Source organism: Pseudomonas sp. F3-2 (genome assembly GCF_038804275.1).
Lineage (GTDB): Bacteria > Pseudomonadota > Gammaproteobacteria > Pseudomonadales > Pseudomonadaceae > Aquipseudomonas.
Window position 1 is genome coordinate 575,839 of record NZ_CP152388.1, and the last position, 24,705, is coordinate 600,543.

At 61.5% G+C, this 24,705-nt stretch carries 21 protein-coding genes; 9 read left to right on the top strand and 12 right to left on the bottom strand.

Annotation, left to right across the window (positions count from 1 at the left end):
• Positions 1-66 precede the first annotated feature (66 nt).
• The gene (gene uvrA, locus AAGQ88_RS02640) at positions 67-2,901 is read right to left on the bottom strand and encodes an excinuclease ABC subunit UvrA (protein WP_285424344.1); all 2,835 of its coding nucleotides are present in this window, start codon (positions 2,899-2,901) and stop codon (positions 67-69) included.
• A gap of 189 nt (positions 2,902-3,090) precedes the next feature.
• Between uvrA and AAGQ88_RS02645 the strand changes: the two genes are divergently transcribed.
• Together AAGQ88_RS02645 and AAGQ88_RS02650 are read left to right on the top strand one after the other, a co-directional pair.
• Complete coding sequence (locus AAGQ88_RS02645) at positions 3,091-4,485, top strand: MFS transporter (protein ID WP_093468895.1); 1,395 nt, start codon at positions 3,091-3,093, stop codon at positions 4,483-4,485.
• A 9-nt stretch (positions 4,486-4,494) separates the two neighbouring features.
• On the top strand, positions 4,495-5,019 hold the full coding sequence (locus AAGQ88_RS02650; protein ID WP_062384510.1) for a single-stranded DNA-binding protein: 525 nt from the start codon (positions 4,495-4,497) through the stop codon (positions 5,017-5,019).
• 91 nt (positions 5,020-5,110) lie between these two features.
• On the opposite strand, the gene AAGQ88_RS02655 is transcribed toward AAGQ88_RS02650, so the two are convergent.
• Entirely contained in the window at positions 5,111-5,590 is a 480-nt protein-coding gene (locus AAGQ88_RS02655; RefSeq protein WP_342654361.1) for a nuclear transport factor 2 family protein, read from the bottom strand.
• 61 nt (positions 5,591-5,651) lie between these two features.
• On the bottom strand, positions 5,652-6,221 hold the full coding sequence (locus tag AAGQ88_RS02660) for a TetR family transcriptional regulator (protein ID WP_342654362.1): 570 nt from the start codon (positions 6,219-6,221) through the stop codon (positions 5,652-5,654).
• Positions 6,222-6,383: 162 nt separating this feature from the next.
• Here AAGQ88_RS02660 and AAGQ88_RS02665 point away from each other — a divergent pair, with 162 nt between their 5' ends.
• Positions 6,384-8,564: a mechanosensitive ion channel family protein gene (locus AAGQ88_RS02665; protein ID WP_342654363.1), complete on the top strand. Its 2,181-nt coding sequence runs from the start codon at positions 6,384-6,386 to the stop codon at positions 8,562-8,564.
• Positions 8,565-8,590: 26 nt separating this feature from the next.
• On the opposite strand, the gene AAGQ88_RS02670 is transcribed toward AAGQ88_RS02665, so the two are convergent.
• Positions 8,591-12,904 carry a crosslink repair DNA glycosylase YcaQ family protein gene (locus AAGQ88_RS02670; RefSeq protein ID WP_342654364.1) on the bottom strand — a complete coding sequence of 1,438 codons (4,314 nt, stop codon included), beginning with the start codon at positions 12,902-12,904 and terminating at the stop codon, positions 8,591-8,593.
• Between the two features lie 517 nt (positions 12,905-13,421).
• Between AAGQ88_RS02670 and AAGQ88_RS02675 the strand changes: the two genes are divergently transcribed.
• Both AAGQ88_RS02675 and AAGQ88_RS02680 read left to right on the top strand, forming a co-directional pair.
• Positions 13,422-14,306: a sugar nucleotide-binding protein gene (locus tag AAGQ88_RS02675; RefSeq protein ID WP_093468909.1), complete on the top strand. Its 885-nt coding sequence runs from the start codon at positions 13,422-13,424 to the stop codon at positions 14,304-14,306.
• Positions 14,299-15,228, top strand: coding sequence for an NAD-dependent epimerase/dehydratase family protein (locus AAGQ88_RS02680; protein WP_342654365.1), 930 nt, complete (start codon positions 14,299-14,301; stop codon positions 15,226-15,228). The genes AAGQ88_RS02675 and AAGQ88_RS02680 overlap by 8 nt, the downstream gene beginning before the upstream one ends.
• A 57-nt stretch (positions 15,229-15,285) precedes the next feature.
• Here the strand turns inward: AAGQ88_RS02680 and AAGQ88_RS02685 are convergent, their stop codons facing one another.
• The 5 genes from AAGQ88_RS02685 to AAGQ88_RS02705 all read right to left on the bottom strand — a co-directional run bounded on the left by AAGQ88_RS02685 (position 15,286) and on the right by AAGQ88_RS02705 (position 19,450).
• A complete protein-coding gene (locus tag AAGQ88_RS02685; protein ID WP_342654366.1) occupies positions 15,286-15,972 on the bottom strand; it encodes an OmpW family outer membrane protein in 687 nt (228 codons plus the stop codon).
• 335 nt (positions 15,973-16,307) lie between these two features.
• A complete protein-coding gene (locus tag AAGQ88_RS02690) occupies positions 16,308-16,829 on the bottom strand; it encodes a DUF3299 domain-containing protein (RefSeq protein WP_285424337.1) in 522 nt (173 codons plus the stop codon).
• Between the two features lie 10 nt (positions 16,830-16,839).
• Positions 16,840-18,105, bottom strand: a complete 1,266-nt coding sequence (locus AAGQ88_RS02695) for an ABC transporter permease (RefSeq protein WP_342654367.1) — start codon at positions 18,103-18,105, stop codon at positions 16,840-16,842.
• A gap of 1 nt (position 18,106) precedes the next feature.
• Positions 18,107-18,817 (bottom strand): ABC transporter ATP-binding protein, encoded by a 711-nt coding sequence (locus AAGQ88_RS02700; protein WP_342654368.1) that lies wholly within the window; start codon positions 18,815-18,817, stop codon positions 18,107-18,109.
• A gap of 63 nt (positions 18,818-18,880) precedes the next feature.
• Positions 18,881-19,450 (bottom strand): DUF2796 domain-containing protein, encoded by a 570-nt coding sequence (locus AAGQ88_RS02705; protein WP_093468925.1) that lies wholly within the window; start codon positions 19,448-19,450, stop codon positions 18,881-18,883.
• A 236-nt stretch (positions 19,451-19,686) separates the two neighbouring features.
• Here AAGQ88_RS02705 and AAGQ88_RS02710 point away from each other — a divergent pair, with 236 nt between their 5' ends.
• Positions 19,687-20,040 carry a hypothetical protein gene (locus tag AAGQ88_RS02710; protein WP_093468928.1) on the top strand — a complete coding sequence of 118 codons (354 nt, stop codon included), beginning with the start codon at positions 19,687-19,689 and terminating at the stop codon, positions 20,038-20,040.
• Between the two features lie 65 nt (positions 20,041-20,105).
• Here the strand turns inward: AAGQ88_RS02710 and trxA are convergent, their stop codons facing one another.
• The 3 genes from trxA to AAGQ88_RS02725 form a co-directional block, all read right to left on the bottom strand.
• Positions 20,106-20,978 carry a thioredoxin gene (trxA, locus tag AAGQ88_RS02715; protein ID WP_342654369.1) on the bottom strand — a complete coding sequence of 291 codons (873 nt, stop codon included), beginning with the start codon at positions 20,976-20,978 and terminating at the stop codon, positions 20,106-20,108.
• A 122-nt stretch (positions 20,979-21,100) separates the two neighbouring features.
• Positions 21,101-21,754 (bottom strand): 50S ribosomal protein L11 methyltransferase, encoded by a 654-nt coding sequence (locus tag AAGQ88_RS02720; RefSeq protein WP_342654370.1) that lies wholly within the window; start codon positions 21,752-21,754, stop codon positions 21,101-21,103.
• Positions 21,751-22,203 (bottom strand): YbaY family lipoprotein, encoded by a 453-nt coding sequence (locus tag AAGQ88_RS02725; RefSeq protein ID WP_342654371.1) that lies wholly within the window; start codon positions 22,201-22,203, stop codon positions 21,751-21,753. Before AAGQ88_RS02725 ends, AAGQ88_RS02720 begins: the two co-directional genes overlap by 4 nt.
• 162 nt (positions 22,204-22,365) lie before the next feature.
• Between AAGQ88_RS02725 and nrdR the strand changes: the two genes are divergently transcribed.
• From nrdR to AAGQ88_RS02740, 3 genes are read left to right on the top strand one after another with little or no spacing between them, the layout of a single operon-like run.
• Positions 22,366-22,830, top strand: coding sequence for a transcriptional regulator NrdR (gene nrdR, locus AAGQ88_RS02730; protein WP_165869747.1), 465 nt, complete (start codon positions 22,366-22,368; stop codon positions 22,828-22,830).
• Between the two features lie 2 nt (positions 22,831-22,832).
• Positions 22,833-23,972: a bifunctional diaminohydroxyphosphoribosylaminopyrimidine deaminase/5-amino-6-(5-phosphoribosylamino)uracil reductase RibD gene (ribD, locus tag AAGQ88_RS02735; RefSeq protein ID WP_342654372.1), complete on the top strand. Its 1,140-nt coding sequence runs from the start codon at positions 22,833-22,835 to the stop codon at positions 23,970-23,972.
• Positions 23,973-24,018: 46 nt separating this feature from the next.
• Positions 24,019-24,690, top strand: coding sequence for a riboflavin synthase (locus AAGQ88_RS02740; protein ID WP_342654373.1), 672 nt, complete (start codon positions 24,019-24,021; stop codon positions 24,688-24,690).
• Positions 24,691-24,705 lie beyond the last annotated feature (15 nt).

Sequence of the window (24,705 nt, forward strand, 5' to 3'; positions counted from 1 at the left end):
CTTAAAAAAAAGCCCCTGCCACGCGCATCGTGACAGGGGCTTTTTTGTCGGCGGGGGTTTATACCATCAGGCGCGATCCCGTTCCAGCAGCGGCTTGAGGTAGTGACCCGTGTAGGACTGCTTCATCTGCGCAACCTGCTCCGGTGTGCCCGTCGCGATGATCTGTCCGCCTTTGGAGCCGCCCTCCGGCCCGAGGTCGACCAGCCAGTCAGCGGTCTTGATCACGTCAAGGTTATGCTCGATCACCACCACGGTGTTGCCGTGGTCTCGCAGACGATGCAACACGTCCAGCAATTGCTGAATGTCGGCGAAATGCAAACCTGTCGTGGGTTCGTCGAGAATGTACAGGGTTTTGCCAGTGTCGCGCTTTGACAGCTCGCGAGAGAGCTTGACCCGCTGCGCTTCGCCGCCAGACAACGTCGTCGCTGACTGACCCAGCTTGATATAGGAAAGCCCTACATCCATCAGCGTTTGCAGCTTGCGCGCGAGGGCGGGGACAGCGTCGAAGAAGGCGCGGGCCTCTTCGATGGTCATCTCCAGCACTTCATGGACGCTCTTGCCCTTGTACTTGATCTCAAGGGTTTCACGGTTGTAGCGCTTGCTCTTGCACACATCGCACGGCACGTAGATGTCCGGCAGGAAGTGCATCTCGACCTTGATCAGGCCGTCGCCCTGACAGGCTTCGCAGCGTCCGCCTTTGACGTTGAACGAGAAACGGCCTGGCCCATAACCCCGCGAACGTGATTCCGGCACGCCGGCGAACAGTTCGCGAATTGGCGTGAACAGCCCGGTATACGTCGCCGGGTTGGAGCGCGGCGTACGACCAATGGGGCTCTGGTCGATGTCGACCACTTTGTCCAGATGCTGCAGCCCGTCGATGCTGTCGTGGGTGGCGGCCTCCAGCGTCGTGGCGCCGTTCAGCTCGGTGGCGCTGAGCGGGAACAGCGTGTTGTTGATCAACGTCGATTTGCCCGACCCCGAAACACCTGTCACGCACGTCAGCAAGCCAATTGGAATCTCCAGATCGACGTTGCGCAGGTTATTGCCCCGCGCGCCTTTGAGCTTCAACGAAAGCTTCTTGTTGCGCGGCGTGCGCTTGGCTGGCACCTCGATCTTCACACGTCCGGAGAGGTACTTGCCGGTCAGCGAGTCAGGATGATCCATGACTTCCTGCGGCGTACCTTCTGCGACGATGCTGCCGCCATGGACGCCAGCCCCCGGACCGATATCGACCACGTAGTCGGCCAGGCGGATGGCATCTTCGTCATGCTCGACCACGATAACCGTGTTGCCGATGTCCCGCAGATGGCGAAGTGTGTCGAGCAGCCGATCATTGTCACGCTGGTGCAGGCCGATCGACGGCTCGTCGAGGATATACATCACCCCGACCAGGCCGGCGCCAATCTGACTGGCGAGACGGATACGCTGCGCCTCGCCGCCAGACAGGGTGTCCGCGCTGCGGTCCAGTGTCAGGTAATCCAGTCCGACGTTGACCAGAAACTGGAGTCGTTCGCGAATCTCCTTGAGGATCTTGTCGGCGATCTCGCCACGACGGCCAGTGAGCTTCAGATCACCGAAATAGTCAGTCGCGTCGCCAATCGGCAGGCTGGTCACGGCCGGGAGGGTTTTCTCGCCGACCCAGACATGACGAGCTTCGCGACGCAGACGCGTACCCCGGCAGTCCGGGCACGGCTGCGTGCTCAGGAACTTGGCAAGCTCCTCGCGCACGGTCGTCGACTCGGTTTCGCGGTAGCGGCGCTCAAGGTTCGGTACGATGCCTTCGAACGGGTGAGCCCGCTTTACGATGTCTCCGCGATCGTTGAGGTAGCGGAAGTCGACGTTTTGCGTGCCGCTGCCGCTGAGCAGAATTTTCTGCTGATCGGCCGGCAACTCGCGGAACGGCACCTCCAGGCTAAAGCCGTAGTGCTTCGCCAATGACCCGAGCATCTGGAAGTAGTAGACATTACGCCGGTCCCAGCCACGTATGGCGCCCTCGGCGAGGGTCAGTTCGCCATTGACCAGGCGCTTGGTGTCGAAGAACTGTTTTACGCCCAGGCCGTCGCAGGTCGGGCATGCGCCGGCCGGGTTGTTGAAGGAGAACAGCTTGGGCTCGAGTTCGCTGATCGCATGGCCGCAGATCGGGCAGGCAAAGCGCGCCGAAAAGATCATCTCTTCGCCGGGTTCGTCGTCCATTGGTGCAACCAGCGCGATGCCATCGGCCAGCTTGAGCGCGGTCTCGAACGACTCCGCCAGACGCTGCTGGAGGTCGGAGCGCACCTTGAAACGGTCGACGACCACATCAATGGAATGCTTCTTCTGTTTATCCAGTTTCGGCAATTCATCGAGTTCGCACAGTTTTCCGTTGACCCGGGCACGCACGAAGCCTTGCGCGCGCAGTTCTTCGAACACCGCAAGATGCTCGCCCTTGCGCTCGCGGACCACGGGTGCGAGGAGCATCAGCTTGCTGCCTTCCGGCTCGGCCAGCACCAGATCAACCATTTGGCTGACCGTCTGCGCTTCCAGCGGGATATCGTGATCCGGGCAGCGCGGCGTGCCCACGCGTGCGTACAGCAGGCGCAGGTAGTCGTAGATTTCAGTGATGGTCCCCACGGTGGAGCGCGGGTTGTGGGACGTCGACTTCTGTTCGATGGAGATGGCCGGTGAGAGGCCCTCGATCGTATCGACATCCGGTTTTTCCATCATCGAAAGGAATTGCCGGGCGTAGGCCGACAGCGATTCGACATAGCGGCGCTGGCCTTCGGCGTACAGCGTGTCGAACGCCAGCGACGACTTGCCCGAACCGGATAGCCCGGTGATGACGATCAGTTTGTCGCGTGGCAGGGTGAGGTCGATGTTTTTCAGGTTGTGGGTTCGGGCCCCACGAATCAGGATCTTGTCCAAAGTGGCCTCGCACGGCGGGCGTCGAAAACGTAGCAGTATACGGTCAAATACTGGATGGATGCACACTATCTAATGGGGACGCTCCAGCATCCTTTCAACGGTTGCGGCGACGATGCGCGGCAAAGCGTCGTATGTGCTGTACATCGATGGGACTGGTAGAATCGCCGCCGGTTCATACGAGGTTCTTCCATGCACGATTCTCATAGCGAGCGCATGAGCGGCAGCGAAACCCGCGCGGCGGGCGGTCTGGCGCTGGTGTTCGCGTTCCGTATGCTTGGCATGTTCATGGTTTTGCCGGTCCTGGCTACGTACGGCATGGACCTGGCGGGCGCGAGTCCGGCGCTCATTGGGCTGGCGATTGGTGCATACGGCCTGACCCAGGCTGTCCTGCAGATCCCGTTCGGCATCATTTCCGACCGCATAGGCAGGCGCCCGGTCATTTATCTGGGACTGGTCGTATTCGCGCTGGGCAGTGTGCTGGCTGCGCAGTCGACATCCATCTGGGGCGTCATTGCCGGTCGCGTCCTGCAGGGCGCCGGCGCCATTTCGGCCGCAGTCATGGCGTTGCTGTCTGACCTGACTCGCGAGCAGCATCGCACCAAGGCGATGGCGATGATCGGCATGACGATCGGTGTCTCGTTCGCCATCGCGATGGTGGTGGGCCCCATTCTGACCAGCGCGTTCGGCTTGTCCGGCCTGTTCCTGGCCACCGGTGCCATGGCGCTGGTCGGCATTGCGATCATCGCGTTCGTGGTGCCCAAGTCCACCGTGACCCTTCAACATCGTGAGTCAGGCCTTGCGCGTCAGGCGCTCGGCGCGACGCTTCGTCACCCGGATCTGCTGCGTCTTGATTTGGGTATCTTCGCGTTGCACGCGATGCTCATGTCCAGTTTCGTCGCATTACCGCTGGCGCTCGTCGAGAAAGCCGGTCTGCCCAAAGAGCAGCACTGGTGGGTCTATCTGACCGCGCTGCTGATTTCCTTCTTCGCCATGATCCCGTTCATCATTTACGGTGAGAAGAAGCGGCAGATGAAGCGTATTCTCCTCGGCGCCGTGATCGTCCTGATGCTCACTGAGCTATTCTTCTGGGAGTTCGGCGACACGCTCAGGGCACTGGTGATTGGCACGGTCGTGTTCTTTACCGCGTTCAATCTGCTGGAGGCGTCGCTGCCTTCGCTGATCAGCAAGGTGTCTCCGGCGGGCGGTAAAGGCACGGCGATGGGGATTTATTCCACCAGTCAGTTCCTCGGTTCTGCGGCTGGCGGGATCCTCGGCGGTTGGCTGTTTCAGCACGGTGGGCTGGATGTGGTGTTCCTGGGTGGCGCCGGTCTGGCCGCCCTCTGGTTGGCATTTGCTGTTACCATGCGCGAACCCCCGTATGTAACCAGCCTTCGCTTGCCGCTGTCGCCCGAGGCTCAACGCGACACAGGCCTGGCGGAGCGCGTGTTGGCGATACGCGGAGTAACAGATGCAGTAGTGGTGGCGGATGAAGCCGCCATCTATATCAAATTTGACAAAGAACTGTTGGATCGGGCGTCTTTCGACGAAGTGGTCAATCCAGCGTCGGAAACGTGTGAAGCCTAGGAGAACGTTATGGCCCGTGGGGTTAACAAAGTCATATTGGTCGGCACATGCGGCCAGGATCCCGAAGTTCGCTACATGCCTAACGGTAATGCCGTGACCAACCTGAGTCTGGCGACCAGCGAGCAGTGGACCGACAAGCAGACCGGCCAGAAAGTCGAGAAGACCGAATGGCACCGCGTCTCCATGTTCGGCAAAGTCGCAGAGATCGCCGGTGAGTACCTGCGCAAGGGCTCGCAGGTCTACATCGAAGGCAAGCTGCAGACCCGCGAGTGGGAAAAAGACGGCATCAAGCGCTACACCACTGAAATCATCGTCGACATGCAAGGCACCATGCAGTTGTTGGGCGGTCGTCCGCAAGGCGAAGGCGCTCCACAAGGCCAAGGCGGTGGCGGTTATCAGAATTCCGCACCTCGTCCACAGCAATCGCGTCCGCAGGCTGCTCCTCAGCCACAACGCGAATCACGTCCAGCTCCACAACAGGCGCCACAACCGGCTCCGGATTTCGACAGCTTCGATGACGATATCCCGTTCTGATCCGCTCCAGTAAACGCAGCTGATCATCGAACGAAAAAGCCCCCGGACAGCTCAGCTGCCGGGGGCTTTTCATTGGGATGTTTCCTGGAAATTACAGCCCCAGATCCGACAAGCCAGGGTGGTCGTCAGGACGGCGACCCAGTGGCCAGTGGAATTTGCGCTCGGACTCCTTGATCGGCATGTCGTTGATGCACGCGAAACGGTTGGCCATCAGCCCGTCTTCGTTGAATTCCCAGTTTTCGTTGCCGTAGGACCGGAACCAGTTACCTGAGTCGTCGTGCCATTCGTACGCATAACGGACTGCGATGCGGTTGTCGGTGAATGCCCAGAGCTCTTTGATCAAGCGGTAGTCGAGTTCTTTCGCCCACTTGCGCGTCAGAAAGCCTTTGGCTTCTTCCCGGTTGATGGCGAACTCGGCGCGATTGCGCCATTTGGTGTCGAGCGTGTAGGCCAACGAAACCTTCTCCGGATCGCGGCTGTTCCAGCCATCTTCGGCCAGTCGGACCTTTTCGATGGCGGATTCGCGAGTGAAGGGGGGAAGTGGCGGGCGAGTCTGGGCATTGGACGACATGGTTAAGCCTCCAGGAAAGAGTAAGTACAGCGATAATGGAGCGTTCTTGACACGCAGGCCGTTAAAGCAAGGCCTGTTGGAGCAACAGCTGCGCAACATCTCGTGCGCTGTCGGCGGCGCTGTAATCACCCATGACGCGAGCGGTGGTGATGGCGCCTTCCATCAGGATCAGCAACTGTTTGGCCAGCGCTGATGGCTGCTCGATATCCAGCTGCTCACAAAGCTGCAGCGTGTAGTCGAACAACTTCTGTTTGTGCAATTTGGCGATCAGGCGAATCGGGTCGTTGGGGTCGCCAATCTCGCCCGCCGTGTTGATGAACGCGCAACCGCAAAATCCTTCGGATTCAAACCAGCCCTTGAGCACGGCGAACATATTGAGAATGCGCGCCTCAGGCGTCTGCGCCTTGTCGGTTTCGGTCTTGAACCAGTGCATCCAGCGCACGTCACGGGCGTTGAGCGCGGCTGCGGCGACTTCGTCCTTGGTGGCGAAGTAGCGATAAATACTTTTTCGGGCCACGCCGGAGGTCTTCACCAAAAGGTCCATGCCCGTGGCCTGGATGCCGTTTTGGTAGATCAGTTGCTCGGCGGTCGCGAGAATTTTTTCGCGTGTGTCTGTCGTTGATGTGTTCATGCTTTAAAAGGTAGAACGATCGTTCTCCTCGGTCAAGGCACTTTCGAAAATAAAAATATCCGCGGTGTTGAATCGCTGGACGCAGATGAAGGTTGCCGCTGACGGCGAACTTGCCGGACGAAATTCGATCAGTTTCTGTGGGCTTTGATTTCGCCGTCCCTCATGACCGAAGGAGTGACCTGCGTTTTGTCGAATTTCAAATCTGTTCTGCTGTTCTGCCTGGTGTGCTGTCTAGGCAGCATCAACGTCCAGGCTGCCGAGGCACCTGCGCCTGCCACCGCGCAGTCCAGCGCTCCCGCTGATCCCGCCCCTGCAGATGAACCCGCAAAACCCGAAATTCTGGTGAAGGGCGGATTGCTTGGAGCGATCAGTTCCAGCATCGACAGTGTTCAGAACAAGCTCGATCTGGATGCTCACTTGCTCGATTCCTGGCGGTTGCGTGCCGATCGCGCTGCCGATGAGCTGGACGCGCTGGTCAACAAACCGCTGAATCGCTCGCCCTGGAGCATTGCCGGAGACTTCCTGATCCTGTCGGTGGTGTGGATCGGCGCGTTTGTTTTGCTCAACCGCATTGGCGCTTTCCTCGTTTCCCGCCTGTCTCGGCACCGCGCGCTGGCGACTCGCGTGCGCGTGCAAGGCGTGATGAGCTACGTCGTGCCATTCATGATTCCAGCGTTGATCTGCCTGCCGCTGACGCTGTATGTCAGCCACTTCATGCAAGCCTCGATCGGTCGGGCGCTGGCGCTTTGCCTGGCGTATTCGACCAGCAGCGGCATTTTCTCAACGTCCGTGCTGATGTCGGTGGTGGTGCTGTTCAACTCCGGTCACAAGCGCGCCGCGGTGCGCATCATTCGAAATTACGCGCCTCATCCACTGTTCATCATCGGTTTCCTCGCGGCATTGAGCGATGCGCTCACCAGCCCACAGATCTCCCGGCAACTGGGCGGCAACGTGACCACCAGCGTCGCGGCATTTACCGGGCTGATGGCGTCGATCATGTTCTGCATCGTGGTGATCAGAATGCGTCGTCCTGTGGCGCACCTGATTCGCAACCGACCCCTGAATGCGCGACTGACACGTCCTGCGCTGCAACAGACGCTCAAGATTTTTTCCAGCCTGTGGCACTTGCCGATCCTGTTGATGATTCTGGTCTCGGCGGTGAATCTGATCGGTGCCGGCGAAGACAGTCAGGAGGCGTTGCGCTGCGCGTTGCTCACGACCGTCCTGCTGATTGGTACGGTGTTTCTAAGCACGCTGTTTCAGCACATGTTCAAGCCGGCCGAGGCGCGGACCGGGCGCGTTTACAAAGAGCGGCTGCTCAGCCTGTTGCACGCAGTGCTGCGCATCGGCCTGGCGATCGGCTTCATTGAATTGCTTGGCCGTATCTGGGGTTTTTCGCTGTTCGAGTTTGCTCAGCGCAACGCATTGGGCAAGGTGATCAGTGATTCGCTAAGCAGTATCGGACTGATCTTTCTGGTGACGTGGCTGCTGTGGGTCGTGATGGACACGGCGATTCAGGAAGCGCTGAAGCCGCCGGCCAACCATCGCTCGTCGCGTCAGCCAAGCACACGCGTGAAGACGATCCTGCCGCTGCTGCGTAACGCGATCAAGATCATCCTGGTGGTGATCTGCACGATCACTACCATGGCGAATCTGGGGATCAACGTCGCGCCGCTGCTGGCAGGTGCCGGAGTGGTCGGTCTGGCGATCGGCTTCGGTTCGCAGCAACTGGTGCAGGACGTGATCACGGGCCTGTTCATCATCATCGAAGACACCATCTCCATTGGCGATTGGGTGGTGCTGGATTCGGGTCATGCCGGCACTGTCGAGAGCCTGACCATCCGCACCCTGCGCCTGCGTGACGGCAAAGGATTCGTGCACTCGGTGCCGTTCGGGCAGATCAAGGCCGTAACGAACCAGTCGCGGCAATTCGCTTACGCGTTCTTCTCGTTCCAGTTCACTTACGATTCGGACGTGGATTCAGCGACATCGTTGATTCGCGAAGCCGGGCAGGCGATCAGCGATGACTTCCTGCTGGCCAGTAAGCTGCAAGGACCGCTGGAAGTGTTCGGTCTGGATCGCATGGACATGAACGGGATCGTGATCACCGCGCAGTTCCGCACATCATCCGGCGGGCAATATGCGGTCAGCCGAGCGTTCAACGACAAGCTCAAGCGCCTTGTGGATAAGTCTACGGATGTTCGCTTCGCGCAAACTTATCCACAACTGGTGATGAGTCCGCACAACGGGCAATTTCCGGCGATGGATGAGGGCGACGAGCAACAGCCTGTGCCAGGCAAGACGTCAGTGGTCAACAAAGACGGTTCGGAAAGCCCGGTTTGAGATGAGTGCAAGCAAGCGGGCCGCGTTTACCTGAACAGGCGATCCCGAACCGCCAGCATGTTGTGCTCGTCCAGTTCGCCCCAGTATTGCGGCTTGCCCGCGATGATCGCGGCGATCGGTATGCCGTCCCGGTACACGAGGCGATTGCCGACCACTGCTGGCACCTTTGCGCCAGGCAACAGCGTGCCGGCCAGATTCAGCGGATCGACGCCACTGACGCCGATCAGGCTACCGTCCAGCGGACGTTTGCGGACTTCTCGCAGCAAGGGGATTGCCTCTGGCAGCGCGAATTGTTCGCCTGCAAGCCCCGCAACAAAGCGCCCGCCGCGAATGTCGCCCCGCGCCTCCAGACGATGAAACGTTCTGAGCAATTCGCGCCACGTCGGCAGCCAGTCGGCTTCACGCTCAAGCAGGCGCCAGAACACCACGCCATACCGACGCAGCAGGGTCATCGCGATGTGCTCCAGCGTGTCGGCATCGAGCGTCTGCCTGGCTGTGTTCTCACCAGCCGGAGCCCGGCGCAGCAGTGCCCAGCGACCGGCATCGTCCATGCCGCCGATGAATGCTCCGCGATTGCGCCTGCTGGTGTGGGCCGCGCGTTTGCTGGCGGGAGTGATCAGCGCCCGCAGCCCGGCAAAGCTGTCGGCGTTCACCAGCCCGGCGCCGACCAGTTCCTGCAGCGCAGTTTCCAGTTCAGTGCGCAGCAAGTGAGCCTCGCCGGTGAGCTCGTCGAAAAACATGGCTCCGTGGGCCGACAACACTTCGTGGACTTTCTGGGCACGCAACGACAATTCACTCGGCGCCGGTTGTTCGGTCAGCCCGCTCCACAGCCGGACCTGCGTGCGGGGCAACAGCACAATAGGCGTGCTGCGCAATGCAGCCGTGCTGGCTTTGTTGCGGCTGCTCAAGCGCATCCACACCACTTTGCCGGAGCGACACAGGTCGTCCAGCCAGCTTTGGGAATAGTCCTTCAGCCGGGCCGGAAGAATATCGCTGTCCCAGGCGCCCGCGGCTGACGAAAATCCTTCCAGTTGATCGACGACCTCCGGCAATGCCGCTTTGCCCTGACTCTGTGTCGTGGCAGACAGGTGCTGCCAGTCGAACAAAAAGCGGATGAAATCCTGAAGCGAGACCGGTTCGATTTCCCGGCGCAGACGTTTGACGGTGTAGCGATGAATGCGTGACAGCAGGTGGCGCTCGCACCATTGCTCCTCGCTGGCGCCGGGATCGAAACGCCCGCGCAGAACGTAACCTTCGGCCTCCAGATGAGCGAGCGCCTGAGTCACCTCGCCGGGTGAAAGCGCCAGCGGGGCGGCGATGGCTGGCAGGGTGAGCGGCCCGAAGCCGCTGAGGCGTGCGCGCACAAGCTCGATGCGTGCCTGATCTGCATCCCATGTTTCATCGAAACCCGGCAGCGCCGCCAAAGGCGGATGCATTTCGGCGGCCGGATAAATCGTCTGCAGACAGGTCAATCGCTCAAGCGCGATCCACAGCGCTTGATCAGGATTGACCTGCAGTCGCGTCGCTCGTCCAGAGCGGGCCAGACTCTCCAGCCAACTCATCCACTCGCCATGCTCGCGCGCCTCGACGCCACTGACGCAGCCCAGGGTCATCAGCGCCTCATGCATCTCATCGGCGTTGTGTGGCTGCGGCCAGGCCTCTTCGGCCACCGCCATGATTGCATCGACGTCCAACGCACCCAGATCATCGGCAGACTCCGGATCGCTCCAGCGACGATTGAGCACGGCCTGAGTGCGGCGCTCTTCCAACGGTGCGTCGTCGAGAAACGTATACGGTTTGGCGTTGAGAATCTCTGCCGCCAGCGGAGATGGCGCGGGCAAATCCCGGCTGATCAGGCGCACCTTACCGTTTTCCATTCGCCTCAGCAGCGTCAGCCAGCCATCTGCATCCATCGCTTCATGCAGGCAATCGTCCAGCGTTTGCTCGACCAGCGGATGTTCAGGCACCTCACGCTCGCCGACCAGATTTTCAAGGCAGGCAATCTGGTCCGGGAAAACGGTAGCGATCAGGTCTTCGCTCTTCATGCGTTGCAGTTGCGGCGCGACCTTGCGCCCGCCGGTGTAACGCGGCAACGCCAGCGCTACGCCGGCATTCCAGCGCCAGCGTACGCCGAACAGCGGCGCATCGAGCACCGCCTGAATCAGCAGGTGCTCGGCGCTGTTGGAGTGCAGATATCGCCAGACCTCGTCCAGCGCAAAGCTGTGGCTGGTGGACAACGACAGCACGATGGCGTCTTCGCTGGCGGCGGCCTGCAGTTCGAAGTTGAACGTGCGACAGAAACGTTTGCGCAGCGCCAGACCCCAGGCGCGGTTGACCCGGCTCCCGAAAGGCGTGTGGATGACCAGCTGCGTGCCACCGGATTCGTCGAAGAAGCGCTCCATCACCAAGGTGTCTTGCGAGGGCAGGGCGCCGAGGGTCGAGTGCGCGCGAGCCAGATAATCGACGATCTGTTCGGCGCTGGCGCTATCAAGCCCCAGCGTCTGCATCAGCCAGTCGATACACGGGCGGATCTGGCCGGGATGGGCGCTGAGCTGTTGATCGATCTCGGCCTGCAGGCGCGCCACCGCAAATGAAAGCTCGTCGCTGCGCCCCGGCGCTTCTCCCAGCCAGAACGGGATGTTGGGCGGCGCGCCCTGAGCGTCTTCGACCCGCACGCGGCCTGACTCGACACGCAGAATCCGGTAGGACGTATTGCCGAGCTGGAAGATGTCACCGGCGATGCTCTCCACCGCGAAATCTTCGTTTACCGTGCCGATGTTCAGGGCCTGAGGTTCGAGGATCACGCTGTAGTCGGCGTTGTCCGGGATCGTGCCGCCGCTGGTGACAGCAGTGAGCTTGCTGCCACGCCGGCCCCGCAAGGTGCGGGTGACGGCGTCCCGATGCAGGTAGGCCGCACGCACGCCCTGACGCCCGCTGTAACCTTCGGCGAGCATGCCCAGCAGCGATTGATAATGGCCTTCGTCGAGTTCGGCGTAAGGCGAAGCCTGACGGAACAGCGCAAGCAGCGCGTCTTCATGCCATTCCTGGCAACTGACCTCGGCGATGATCTGCTGCGCCAGCACGTCCAGCGGCGCCTTGGGAATCAGCAAGGTGTCCAGCTCACCGCGGCGAACGCAGTCCAGCAGCGCCGCGCATTCGATCAGGTCGTCGCGCGACACGGCAAACAGTCGTCCCTTGGGCGTACCACCCACATGGTGACCGGAACGTCCGACACGCTGGAGGAATGCTGCGATAGAGCGCGGCGAACTGATCTGACACACCAGATCGACATCGCCGATATCGATCCCGAGCTCCAGGGACGCGGTCGCGATCAGCACCTGCAGATCGCCGCGCTTGAGCCGTTGCTCGGCATCCAGACGTTGCTCTTTGGCCAGACTGCCGTGATGCGCAGCCACGGCCTCTTTGCCCAGCCGATCGCTCAGATGCCGCGCCATGCGCTCGGCCAGACGTCGCGTGTTGACGAAGATAAGCGTCGTGCGATCCTCTCGCGCAAGCGCTGCCAGGCGATCGTAGACCAACTGCCAGACATCGTTGGACATCACCGCTGAAAGCGGCACCGGCGGCACTTCGATCGCCAGATCCCTGGGGCGCGCGTGGCCGATATCGATGATGGCGCAAGGGCGGGTGATCGGGTCGCTGCCCACCAGAAAGCGCGACACCCGCTCGATCGGTTTTTGCGTCGCTGACAGCCCGATTCGCAGCAGCGGCTTTTCGCACAACGCTTGCAGCCGCTCCAGGCTCAATGCCAGATGGCTGCCGCGCTTGCTGGCGGCAATGGCGTGGATTTCATCGACGATGACCGTCTGGGTGCCGGCCAGCATGCGCCGACCCGAATCGGAACCGAGCAGCACATACAGCGATTCTGGCGTCGTCACCAGGATATGCGGCGCGGTCTTGCGCATCGCGTTGCGCTCTTTCTGTTGGGTATCGCCGGTGCGCACCGCCGTGCTGATGCGCAGCCCCGGCAGGCCTTGGCGGCTCAGTTGCTCGGTGATGCCGCTCAGCGGGTTTTGCAGATTGATCTGGATGTCATTGGATAACGCCTTCAAAGGCGAGATGTACACGACGAAGGTCTGGTCGGGCAGCGCGCCGCCAGCCGTCAGGCCCTGATGCACCAGGTCATCGATGACCGCGAGGAACGCCGTCAGGGTTTTGCCTGAGCCCGTGGGCGCCGCGATCAGCGTGGATCGACGCTCCTTGATCAGCGGCCATGCCTGCGCCTGAGCCGCAGTAACAGCCGGGAACGTCTGTCTGAACCATGCGGCAACGGCCGGGTGAAAGGCGTCGAGCACCGGATCGTGAGTCTTGAGAAGGTTCATGGACAAATTTATGCGGGCGCCGAGCAGCAGATGCAAGGACCGGTGATCGGCGAGGATGCGGGCTGGCTGATCGCTGCGCGTTCGGTGGGGCATGCTCGCGAAGGCTGCAGGTCAGCCACCAGACCTCTGCCGGCAGGAATGGCCTCTTCCCGGCTGAAGCCGGTCCTACGAACTCTGCAAGCTTTGCGTAGGACCGGCTTTAGCCGCGAAGGGGTCTAGTGTTACGCAATTGGTCGAAGAGGGCGTTGAAAACAGTTGGCTCACTCCCACCGAAAGTCGTGCAGTGGCATCGCTCTCGCAAACACCATAAATCCGGTGGGAGCGAGCTTGCTCGCGAAGAGGCCTGTGCATCCGCCGTAGCTGCGTTGCCCGACATCCAGCCTTCGTGAGCAAGCTCAGGCCCACAGGTAACCCGTGCCGTCACAGCATCGCCGGGCCACCTGTTGGGAGTTATTCCACCGACGTGTTATGTTTGCGGGCGTTTTTCACTGAATTTTTCTGAGAGCCTCCTGACTCTATGCGAATGCGCCTTATGCTGTTGGGCGGCGGGAATGCCCTTGGGCAGGCGTTGATTCGTCTGGGTGCCGAGGAAGACATTGGCTTCCTCGCTCCGCGTCCACCGCAAGACGGTTGGGATGCGGCCAGCCTGACGCAACTGCTCGATGACACCCGCCCGGATGCCTTGATCAATCTTGCTTATTATTTCGACTGGTTTCAGGCGCAGAGCGTAAGCGCCGAACGGTTGGAAAGTCAGGAGCGCTCCGTCGAGCGTCTCGCCGAACTGTGCCAGCATCACAACATCATCCTTGTTCAACCCTCCAGCTATCGGGTGTTCGACGGTTCGCGGGCGACGGCTTACAGCGAAAAGGACGAACCGGTGCCGCTCGGCTCCCGGGGCCAGGCACTGTGGCGCATCGAGCAAAGCGTCAGGGCGGCCTGCCCGCAGCACGTGCTGGTGCGTTTCGGCTGGCTGCTCGATAACAGCGCCGACGGCGTGCTTGGACGTTTCCTGACACGTGCCGAAAAGGCCGAAGAGCTTTTGATGGCCGACGATCGACGCGGCAACCCGACCCCGGTCGACGATGCTGCGCGAGTCATCATCTCGGTGCTCAAGCAGCTGGATTGCGCTGCGCCGCTGTGGGGCACCTACCATTACGCAGGTCATGAAGCCACTACGCCGCTGGCGCTGGGCCAGGCCATTCTGACCGAAGCGCGACTGCTGCGGCCGCTGGCCGTGGAAGCTCCGACCGCTCAGGCGCACGCCGCGAGTCCGGATGCCGCAGAAGAGCCGCAGAACGCCGTGCTGGCCTGCAAGAAAATCCTTCACACTTTTGGTATCAAGCCTCGCGCATGGCGTGCCGGTTTGCCCAGCTTATTGGACCGCTACTACCGACATGTCTGATGCTCCTGTCCTCATTACCGGCGGCGCCGGTTTCATCGGCTCACACCTGACCGACGCATTGCTCGCCAAAGGTTACGCCGTGCGCATCCTCGACGATCTGTCGACGGGCAAGCGCAGCAACCTGCCGCTGGACAATCCCCGGCTCGAGCTGATCGAAGGCGATGTCGCCGATGCGGCACTGGTCGCACGTGCCGCGCTGGGCTGCCGGGCCGTTGCGCATCTGGCGGCGGTCGCGTCGGTGCAGGCGTCGGTGGACGATCCGGTGAAAACCCACCAGAGCAACTTCATCGGCACGCTGAACGTGTGCGAAGCCATGCGTCAGGCCGGCATCAAGCGTGTGGTGTTTGCCTCCAGTGCGGCGGTCTATGGCAATAACGGTGAAGGCCAGCCCATTGTCGAAGACACGCCCAAGGCACCGTTGACGCCCTACGCTTCGGACAAACTGGCAAGCGAGTACTACCTGGATTTTTACCGTCGACAGCACGGTCTGGAGCCGGTCGTGTTTCGCTTCTTCAATATCTTCGGCCCGCGCCAGGATCCGTCGTCGCCGTATTCAGGTGTGATCAGTATCTTCGCCGAGCGTGCAGAGAAAGGCCTGCCGATCTCGGTGTTCGGCGATGGCGAGCAAACCCGCGATTTCTTTTACGTCGAGGATCTGGTCGATCTCGTGGTGCAGGGTTTCGAGAAGCCGGTCGTGGAGGAGGGCGCGGTGAACGTCGGTCTGAACGCCACCACCTCGCTGAATGAATTGCTCGCGGCGTTCGAGCACGTGGTCGGCAGTCTGCCTGCGGTCACCTACCTGCCGCCGCGATCGGGTGACATCAAGCATTCCCGGGCCAACAACCAGCGGCTGCTCGAGCGCTTCACAGTGTCGACCCCGACCCCGCTGAAAGTGGGCCTGGCACGATTGCTGGGGCGCTGAGCCGCACAACGCAAAAAGGCACCTTAAAGGTGCCTTTTTTTGTGCCCTGCGAAATCGTCAGAACTTGTAGCCAAAGCCAAGCATGTAAACCCACGGATCGACGTCCACGTTGACCTTCGTGCGTCCGACGCCCAACGCTGACGGGCCGTCCAGCGTGGCCTGGGTGTCGATGTCCACGTACCACACGGCGGCGTTGACCATCACCTTGTCAGTGAGCATGTAGTCCATGCCCACCTGTCCGGCCCAGCCCCACGAGTTCTTGATGTGCAGGTTATTCATGCCTTGCGCTTTGCGGTCACTGGCCAGATTTTCGTCGTAGAACCAGGTGTAGTTCACACCCAGGCCTGCGTACGGCTGGAATTTTGAGTGAGCTTCCATCGGGTAGTACTGCAACGACAGCGTTGGCGGCAGTTGTTTCACGTCCGCCAGCTTGCCGTCCAGCCCTGCGCCCAGGCCCTTGACCGCAACGGTGTGCTGAAAGGGCGTTGAGGCCAGCAGCTCGAGGCCGACATGATCGGTCAGCATGTAGGCGAAGGTCAGGCCCAGTTGGGTGTCGCTGTCCAGTGTTGCCTTGGTGCCCGGCGCCTTGACGCCATCGAATTTCAGGTTGCCGCTGTCCTCGTTAGGCGCGGTGGTGGCCGCGCCCGCACGAACGATGATGTCACCGGCCTGATGGGCCTGGGCGGCGAGTGGGGCACCAAGTGCGAGCGCGAAAAGCGACGCGCCGAGCAAGGACTTGTTCATGAGGGCTCCGTAAAGGCATTTAAAAGGAATACCTCATGTTACGAAGCGTCTACTGCGCGGGTTTTGACACAGCTCAATGGATGAGCAGTTAAATGAAATGAATCTGTGGGCGTGAGCCAACTGTCTTCGACGCCCCCTTCGATCTCTGGCGTAACACCCGACGCCTTCCCGGCTAAAGCCGTTCCTACTGAAAGCCTGCCGCGTCTGTAGGACCGGCTTTAGCCGGGAAGAGACCGGTGCAGGCTGTGGAGATGCAGTCGTTGGAAACCAGCCTTCGTCCGAGTGCGACCCAGAGCAAGCGCGCTCCTACAAGGGATTTTTGTTGCTCGTTGGGTTTATTGATCCGGCAGTTCGTACACCAGGATTTTGTCCGCTTCCATCTGGTACCCGGCATCAGCCAATTCGCTGGTGGAGGATTTGACCTGCATCGGCCCTTCGATCCAGTACGGCTGATAAAGCTCGTCGACTTTCACTCCCAGTTCGCTGGTGACGTGGACGATCTGATTCGGCGGCGGGGGCGGAACGTGGATACAGGCGCCGAAATACGGCACCAGCAGAAACTCCGTGACGCGGCCTTCCTCGCTGACCTCAAGTGGCACGATGTAGCCAGGCAAACGCACCATCTGGCCGTCCAGTGACTTGACCACCGGCGCATCGGGCGCCAACTGATGAGCGGCAGGTGCCGACTCCACCGACAAGGTATCCGCCATGCTGGACAGGTTATGAATGGGGGCGGTGATCAGCTTCACCGGTGGCGCGTCGGGCGGAATCATTTCCTGCCAGGTCAGCACCCGCAGGTCTTGCGCCCAGATCGGCGTCGCGACCAGTAACCAAATAAACATCCACAGCGCGCGCATCACGACGTCCTCATAAACGAATCGACAGGCCATCGGCCAACGACTGGCGATAGGCACGCCATGCCGGCACGGTCCCCATCAACAGCGCCGCGCCGAGGATGCCGCCCAGCAGCGTCCATTCGTAACTGCTCGGCAGCGACAACGGCAGATACAAACCGTAGTTGGCCTGCACGTAATCCTGAGCCGCAGCGATGCCGACGTACAGCAGCGCAAGACCGCTGACTGAGCCGGCGAGCGCCAGCGCGAACGCTTCCAGCACCAACAGGCTGGCGATATGCCAGGGCCGCGCACCTACCGAGCGCAGAATCGCCATTTCGCGGCGACGCTCGTTGAGGCTGGTGAGAATCGCCGTGAGCATGCCGATCAGTCCGGTCAGTACCACGAACAGCGAGATCACGAACAAGGCTTTCTCGGCCGTGCCCATCAGGCTCCACAGCTCCTGCAGGGCAACGCCGGGAAGAATGGCCAGCATCGGCTCGCCCCGGAATTCGTTGATCTCGCGTTGCAGCGCGAACGTGGAAATCTTGCTGTTCAGACCCAGCATGAACGCTGTGATCGCGGTGGGCGTCAGGTCCATGTTGCGTGCCTGATCGGCGCTGATGCGGCCAGCGCCCTGAGCCGGCACGCCGTTGTGCCAATCGATGTGAATGGCCTCCATGCCGCCCAGGCTGATGTGCAGCGTGCGGTCCACGGGTGTGCCGGTGCGCTTAAGGATGCCGACCACGGTGAACGGTTTGTCATCGTGCTTGACCAGGCTCACGGTCGCCACGCCGTGAGCCAGCACCAGTTTGTCGCCGAGCTTGTAATGCAGCGCGTCGGCCACCTCGGCACCCAGCACCACTTCGAAAGGATCCGTGTCGAACGGTCGTCCATCGGCCATCTCCAGATGTTGCTGACGACCGTACTGGTAATGCTCGAAATACGATGCATTGGTGCCCATCACTCGGTAGCCGCGATGGCTGTCGCCGAGGGAAATGGGGATCGCCCACTTGACCTGTCGGCTAGTGGCGAAGTGCTCGAAACTGTCCCAGCGAATGTTGTTGGTTGCGTTACCGATGCGGAACACCGAGTAGAGCAGCAGGTTGACCGAGCCCGAACGCGCGCCGACGATCAGGTCGGTGCCGCTGATGGTGCTGGCGAAGCTGGCACGTGCTTCGGTGCGCACACGCTCGACAGCCAGCAACAGGCAGACCGATAACGCGATGGCGAAGGCGGTGAGAAAGGCAGTGAAACGGCGATTGGCGAGGCTCGCCAGCGCCAGGCGAAGAAGACACATCTCAGACCTCGGGAGCGACGGCAGCGCGATTGAGTTCGGCCAGCGACAGGTTGCGATCGAAAAGCGCCGCCAGACTCTGGTCATGGCTGACGAACAACAGGCTGGCACCGGCTTCCCGACATTCCGCGAACAGCAGTTGAATGAACGCCTCGCGGGCGTCGGCATCGAGCGCGGAAGTGGGCTCGTCGGCGATGACCAGTTCCGGTTGACCGATCAGCGCGCGCGCCGCGGCCACCCGTTGCTGTTGGCCGATGGACAACGCGTCGGCGCGCCGCCCCAGCAGTTGCGGGTCCTTCAGACCCAAGTGGGCGAGCAGCGTCGCTGCGGCCTGCGCAACGCTGCCGTGGCGTTGGGTCGCTCGGGTGGCGCGCACGGCCGAGAAGTGGCAGGGCAGCTCGACGTTTTCTCGCACCGACAGAAAAGGCAGCAAGTTGAACTGCTGAAAAATGTAGCCGGTGTGATCCACCCGAAAACGGTCACGGGCACCTGCCGACAGTTGCGTCAGGTCTTGCCCCAACAGGCGGATAGTGCCGCGACCGGGCTTTTGCACGCCGCCGAGCAGACCCAGCAGCGTGGTTTTTCCGCTGCCACTGGGGCCTTTGAGGAACAGGGTTTCGCCGCGCTCAAGGCGAAACTCCGGGATGTCCAGCAACAGCGGATGCCCTGGCCAGTTGAAGCCCAGGTCCGAGAGTTCGATGAGTGCTTGCGTCATGGCCTGAATCACGTCTTGAGGTGAATGACCGGGAAGCCCCGGTCGCGTGTGCATCGAGGCTGGTCAGAACTTGACCACAGGATTGCTCGGGCGCACTTCGGCACCCATCTGACGCTTCGGCGTCACCAGTTGGACCTGAACGGTCTGGGTCGCCGGGAAGCTCTTGAACAGCTGGGTCAGATCAAGTTTGTTCAGCACGTTTGGCACGCTGCAAGTGAGCTGATAGTGACCGTGGATTTCGGCGTGATCGTGGTCGTCACCATCGCCGTGGTCATGCTCGTCGTCTTTGTCGCCAAACAGCGGGCTGTTGAGCTGCTGCTTGACCACGGTGCATCCCGCCGCTTCAGGAATACTGAACAGGCCATGCGGCTTGAGCAGGGTTTCGCGCGCCAGTGCGAGCTTCATTTTGTCTGCATCGGTGGTGGCCACGTGCTCGAAGCCGACGATGTTCATCGCCGGCGTATCCAGTTCAAGCTCCAGGGTGCGGCCGTCCAGCGCCAGGTCCAGTCGCGCGACGCCATGGACGTGAGCGCCGAGGCTGCCGTGTTCATGGTCGTGGTCATGTTCGTCGGCCGCGTGGGTCATGGCCAGAGGAAGCAGCGCGAGGGGTAAAGCGAGAAGCAGACGACGCATGTGAGAGGGCTCCGCAAGAAGGTCTGAAATTTGTTATGTGATCTTATAACAATAATGCACGCCCGTTCTTAAATTTTTCGCCGGGATTCCATGAGCGTGACCTGTCCCCGGATTGCGTCGGGTCAGCCAGCCTGGCGCTGCCCGACATATCTGGGAGGTGTCCGTGTCAGGGGATTACGTGCGGCGCGGATAATCCTGTGGGACCATGCCGCTCAGTCAACCAGAGGACACACATCATGCTGCGAATCCGTGGAACCGTTGGCGACCTGCCTGTGGACCTGACCGTGGAAATGGACGAAAGCGACTGGGCTCGACTGGGCGCTCAACTCGGCGTGCCAGTGCAGGAGAGCCAACCGGTCAGCGAGTCAGCAGCCAGACCGGTCGCCAGCCGTAACGATGCAGTCTGGGACATTGCGCAAGACCTGCTGCGCAAAGCCGGGCAAATGAGCGGGCCGGATCTGTTGGGGCAACTGGAGGGTTTGGCGGGCAGCACGGCGGCAGGCAAGCGTTTGATGGTGCGCATGCGCCACAGCGCCAACGTCAAAGTCGAAAGCCATGGCGATGCGCCGGTGTATCACTGGATCGAGTGATGCTCAGATGATTGCCTGACACAGAGCGGTCAGGCGGATCGTCAACCCCGCGGACCGGAGTGAGGTCAGTAAAGCGCAGCAAACAACTTGCGACGGTAGGTCGTGACCAGTGGGTGATCATTGCCCAGCAGGTCAAACACCTGCAGCAACGTCTTGTGCGGCTGGCCTTCGTTGAAGTTGCGGTTGCGGATGAACAGCTTGAGCAAGCCTTCCAGTGCTGCGCCGTACTGCTGACGCGACAACTGATGGATCGCCAACTGATGCGCAGCCTCATCGTCCTGTGGATTCTGCGCCAGACGCGTCTTCAGGTCTGCGACATCCGGCAGCGCTGCGGCCTCACCCAGAAAGGTCAGTTGCGCCTTTGCACCGGCCAACGCCGCTTTGTGTTCGTCGCCTTTCACGGCATCCAGCACGGCACGCGCTTCGGTCAGCTCGCCACGTTCAGCCAGGCAGCGGGCATACAGAATCAGCGCGGCGGCGTTGGTGTTGTCCTCGGCCAGAATGGTCTGCAGAACAGCTTCAGCCTCTGCGAAATGACTCGCGGCGAACATCTCCTGAGCGGTCTGCAGTGGGTCGGCTGCCGCGGCCGGCGGCATCTGCACGTGCGGCTCGAGCAACGCGCGAATCTGGGATTCAGGCTGCGCGCCGGCAAACCCGTCCACCGGCTGGCCGTCCTTGAACAGCACGACCGTCGGCAGGCTGCGAATCCCGAAGCGGGCGACGATGTCTTGCTCGGCGTCGCAATCGACCTTGGCCAGCAGCAGTTCGCCCTGGTAGCTCTCGGCAATCTGCTTGAGCAGCGGCATCAGCACTTTGCACGGCGCACACCACTCAGCCCAGAAATCCACGAGCACCGGTTTATGGAAGGAATTTTCGATGACCAACTGATCGAACGTGGCGGTGGTCGCATCGAAGATGTACGGCGTTTCCTGGCTCATCACAAATCTCGAAATAGGCGCTAATGACGCCAACTATAAAGGGCTGCGGGGATTGTCGGAAGCGGGGTCACTGGCGCGACAGAAATCTCGCCCCGGCAGAGCGTTCATCATTGAGTCGCCGGTCAGCGCGCCGCGTGATACAGACTCACTTTGCGAAACTCCCAGGGCTCAGCCAGATCGGGCAGTGTCAGCGCCTCGAGAATGCCCAGCCGTCGGTACAGCGGATGCTGAAAATCCCGTACCCGCGAATCCGCGACCAGCGCTTGCCTGCCGCGGGTCAGGAACTGGTCGAGCAGAGGCAGATTCGCCCGGTCGTACAGAACATCAGCCACCAGGATCAGATCGAAACGATCGGTCTCGGCGAAAAAGTCCGTCGAATACCCCAGCTGCACGTCATTGAGTTCGGCGTTGGCCTGGCAAGCGGCGAGGGCGATCGGATCAAGATCGCAGGCCACCACTTCGAGCGCGCCAGCCTTCACTGCCGCGATGCCGGCCACGCCTGAACCTGCGCCGAAATCCAGCACGCGCTTGCCCTCGACCCATTGAGGGTGTTCAGCGAGGAACCGGGCCATTGCCAGCCCGCTTGCCCAACAGAAACTCCAGTAAGGCGGCTCTTCGAGAATCCGTCGGGTTTCTTCGGGGCTGAACGCGCGATCCATGTTGTCGGCGTCGATCAGCCACAGTTTCAGATCGGTGCCGGGCAGCGTTTCGGCCACCAGACGTGCGTCACCCAACAGATCGCTCAGTGCAGCCTGAAGGTGAGACGGCGCAGTCATGGCGCCGGGGCGAACTGCAACTGGCCCAGCGCCTGAGTCGTCGGCTGAGTGATCAGCACCGACGGCAGATGCAGGATCAATTGCCCGGACTGGCTGGCCCGTCCACGTAACTCGACGCGGGCGCCCTGGGGAAACGCTTCGGGATTGAAGCGCAACTGAAACGGCAGGGATTGATTGTTGCCCGTGAGCTTGGTGCTGCTCAGCAGTTTTTGCGGGCGATTGCGATCATCGATCACCAACAACGCCAGCTCCACCTCGGCGCCTGCCGGAACACCGAGCAACTGGCCGCTCAATTCCCGCTGATAAGGCAGCAAGGGCCCCGGACTGTCCGGCAGTTTGATGGCGTTGGTTGCAGGTTTGGCCGGGGCGGCGGGCTTGGGCGGCTCAGCGGTGCTACAGGCAGCCAGCAGGCCGACCAGGCTGATTACAGCAAGCGTACGTAGCGTCATGAACAGCTCCAGCAAAACAAAATACGGGTGGGCATCAGCAGTATCGCCGAGGGCGGCGACTTTGGCTGCAGCGAATGCGCGTCTGTATACCTCAAAGGCCCGGACTTGTCTTGCCAGCGGGATGCGCTACCATGGCCCTCCCTTTTTTTGTTGCCTGCCACCATGCACTGTCCCTTTTGCGGTGCCAACGACACCAAAGTCATTGACTCGCGCCTCGTTGCCGAAGGCGATCAGGTTCGCCGACGTCGCGAATGCGTCGCCTGCGGCGAGCGTTTCACCACGTTTGAAACCGCCGAGCTGGTCCTGCCGCGTCTGATCAAGCAAGACGGCAGCCGTCAGCCATTCGACGAAGAAAAGCTGCGCGCCGGTATGCAGCGCGCGCTGGAAAAGCGCCCTGTAAGCGTCGAACGTCTCGAAGCGGCCCTGGCCCACATCAAGAGCAAGTTGCGTGCGACCGGCGAGCGCGAGGTCAAGTCGCTGATCGTCGGTGAGCTGGTGATGGGTGAACTGCAGAAACTCGACGAAGTGGCGTATATCCGCTTTGCTTCGGTGTATCGACGGTTCCAGGACCTCAACGAATTCCGCGAAGAAATCGACCGACTGGCCCGCGAGCCGGTTAAAGAGTGAGCATGTCCCCCACAGAGCAGAGCGTGCTCGACGCCGCTTATATGGCGCGAGCGCTGGAGCTGGCGCGCAAGGGCGTCTACTCGACGCACCCCAATCCGCGCGTCGGTTGCGTGATCGTGCGTGACGGCGAGATTGTCGGCGAAGGCTGGCACGTGCGTGCGGGCGAGCCCCATGCCGAGGTCTACGCGCTGCGTCATGCGGGGGAAAAAGCCAGGGGCGCCACTGCCTACGTCACCCTTGAACCGTGCAGCCATCATGGCCGCACCCCGCCGTGCGCGGACGCGCTGGTCAATGCCGGCGTCGCGCGTGTCGTTGCTGCGATGCAGGACCCCAACCCGGATGTCGCCGGTCGAGGGCTTCTGCGTTTGATGAGCGCGGGCATCGCCGTGCAGAGCGGCGTGCTGGAGGGTGAAGCGCGGGCGATCAACAAAGGCTTTCTCAAACGCATGGAACACGGCTTGCCGTACGTGCGGGTCAAGCTGGCGATGAGCCTGGACGGCCGCACGGCCATGGCCAGCGGCGAGAGCCAGTGGATCACAGGACCTCAAGCACGTTCGGCGGTGCAGCGTCTTCGGGCGCAATCGAGCGTGGTGCTGACGGGGGCCGACACGGTGCTGGCCGACCACGCGCGTCTCACCGTTAGGCCCGACGAGCTGGGCCTAAGCGCGGAATTGACGGCGCTGGCGGTCACTCGTCCGCCGCTGCGCGTGTTGATTGACGGGCGTCTGCGCGTGCCGCTCGATGCGCCCTTTTTCAAGGCCGGCAGCGCGTTGGTCGTCACGTGCGCGGCGGCTTCGGCGCGCGAGCGTTATCACGAAGAAGGCCACGAAATGCTCGCACTGGCGAGCAGTGGGGGGCATGTCGATCTGCGCAAGTTGCTGGTCGAACTGGCGTCCCGTGGCGTCAACGACGTGCTGGTAGAAGCGGGCCCCAGACTCGCGGGCGCGTTCACCCGTCTGGGTCTGGTCGACGAGTTCCAGATTTTCGTCGCCGGCAAGTTCATGGGCTCATCGGCCCGCCCGTTACTGGACCTGCCGCTGGCGCAGATGAGCGAGGCGCTGGAACTGAAAATCATCGAAATGCGCGCGGTCGGTAATGACTGGCGAGTCATTGCGATACCTGCTCACGGCCCGAGCGTATAATTCCGGCTTTCGCTTTCTGCGCTGGCCCTGTTCTCCCGGAGGACCCATGTTTACCGGCATTATCGAATCCATCGGCAGCATCCGCGCCATTACTCCTAAAGGCGGCGATGTCCGCGTTTATGTAGAGACCGGCAAACTCGACCTTTCCGACGTCAAGCTCGGCGACAGCATCGCGGTCAACGGCGTTTGCCTGACCGCGGTCGAACTGCCAGGCGATGGCTTCTGGGCCGACGTCAGCCGCGAAACCCTCGATGTGACCGCGTTCGTCGATCTCAAGACCGGCAGCCGCGTCAACCTGGAAAAAGCCCTGACCCCGACCACTCGCCTGGGCGGGCATCTGGTCAGCGGTCATGTCGACGGCGTCGGCGAAGTGCTCTCCCGTGAAGAAAACGCCCGCGCGATTCAATTTCGCATGCGCGCACCCCGCGAGCTGGCCAGGTACATCTCGCACAAAGGCTCGATCACCGTCGACGGCACCAGCCTGACCGTGAACGCCGTTAACGGCGCCGAGTTCGAGTTGACCATCGTTCCCCACACGCTGGCGGAAACCATCATGGGCGACTACCGCCCGGGCCGTAAGATCAATCTGGAAGTCGACCTGCTGGCGCGTTACCTGGAGCGTCTGCTGCTCGGTGACAAGGCCGCCGACCCGACGCCCGCCCAGGGCGGCACCATCACCGAAAGCTTTCTGGCCGCCAACGGCTACCTCAAATCCTGAATCGAAGGGGGTGCC

What these genes read in the sequence shown, in the direction of transcription:
- AAGQ88_RS02645 (WP_093468895.1), top strand. Translation starts at nt 3,091, where the DNA reads ATGCACGATTCTCATAGCGAGCGCATGAGCGGCAGCGAAACCCGCGCG.
- AAGQ88_RS02650 (WP_062384510.1), top strand. Translation starts at nt 4,495, where the DNA reads ATGGCCCGTGGGGTTAACAAAGTCATATTGGTCGGCACATGCGGCCAG.
- AAGQ88_RS02655 (WP_342654361.1), bottom strand. Translation starts at nt 5,590, where the DNA reads ATGTCGTCCAATGCCCAGACTCGCCCGCCACTTCCCCCCTTCACTCGC.
- AAGQ88_RS02660 (WP_342654362.1), bottom strand. Translation starts at nt 6,221, where the DNA reads ATGAACACATCAACGACAGACACACGCGAAAAAATTCTCGCGACCGCC.
- AAGQ88_RS02665 (WP_342654363.1), top strand. Translation starts at nt 6,384, where the DNA reads ATGACCGAAGGAGTGACCTGCGTTTTGTCGAATTTCAAATCTGTTCTG.
- AAGQ88_RS02670 (WP_342654364.1), bottom strand. Translation starts at nt 12,904, where the DNA reads ATGAACCTTCTCAAGACTCACGATCCGGTGCTCGACGCCTTTCACCCG.
- AAGQ88_RS02675 (WP_093468909.1), top strand. Translation starts at nt 13,422, where the DNA reads ATGCGAATGCGCCTTATGCTGTTGGGCGGCGGGAATGCCCTTGGGCAG.
- AAGQ88_RS02680 (WP_342654365.1), top strand. Translation starts at nt 14,299, where the DNA reads ATGTCTGATGCTCCTGTCCTCATTACCGGCGGCGCCGGTTTCATCGGC.
- AAGQ88_RS02685 (WP_342654366.1), bottom strand. Translation starts at nt 15,972, where the DNA reads ATGAACAAGTCCTTGCTCGGCGCGTCGCTTTTCGCGCTCGCACTTGGT.
- AAGQ88_RS02690 (WP_285424337.1), bottom strand. Translation starts at nt 16,829, where the DNA reads ATGCGCGCGCTGTGGATGTTTATTTGGTTACTGGTCGCGACGCCGATC.
- AAGQ88_RS02695 (WP_342654367.1), bottom strand. Translation starts at nt 18,105, where the DNA reads ATGTGTCTTCTTCGCCTGGCGCTGGCGAGCCTCGCCAATCGCCGTTTC.
- AAGQ88_RS02700 (WP_342654368.1), bottom strand. Translation starts at nt 18,817, where the DNA reads ATGACGCAAGCACTCATCGAACTCTCGGACCTGGGCTTCAACTGGCCA.
- AAGQ88_RS02705 (WP_093468925.1), bottom strand. Translation starts at nt 19,450, where the DNA reads ATGCGTCGTCTGCTTCTCGCTTTACCCCTCGCGCTGCTTCCTCTGGCC.
- AAGQ88_RS02710 (WP_093468928.1), top strand. Translation starts at nt 19,687, where the DNA reads ATGCTGCGAATCCGTGGAACCGTTGGCGACCTGCCTGTGGACCTGACC.
- trxA (WP_342654369.1), bottom strand. Translation starts at nt 20,978, where the DNA reads ATGAGCCAGGAAACGCCGTACATCTTCGATGCGACCACCGCCACGTTC.
- AAGQ88_RS02720 (WP_342654370.1), bottom strand. Translation starts at nt 21,754, where the DNA reads ATGACTGCGCCGTCTCACCTTCAGGCTGCACTGAGCGATCTGTTGGGT.
- AAGQ88_RS02725 (WP_342654371.1), bottom strand. Translation starts at nt 22,203, where the DNA reads ATGACGCTACGTACGCTTGCTGTAATCAGCCTGGTCGGCCTGCTGGCT.
- nrdR (WP_165869747.1), top strand. Translation starts at nt 22,366, where the DNA reads ATGCACTGTCCCTTTTGCGGTGCCAACGACACCAAAGTCATTGACTCG.
- ribD (WP_342654372.1), top strand. Translation starts at nt 22,833, where the DNA reads ATGTCCCCCACAGAGCAGAGCGTGCTCGACGCCGCTTATATGGCGCGA.
- AAGQ88_RS02740 (WP_342654373.1), top strand. Translation starts at nt 24,019, where the DNA reads ATGTTTACCGGCATTATCGAATCCATCGGCAGCATCCGCGCCATTACT.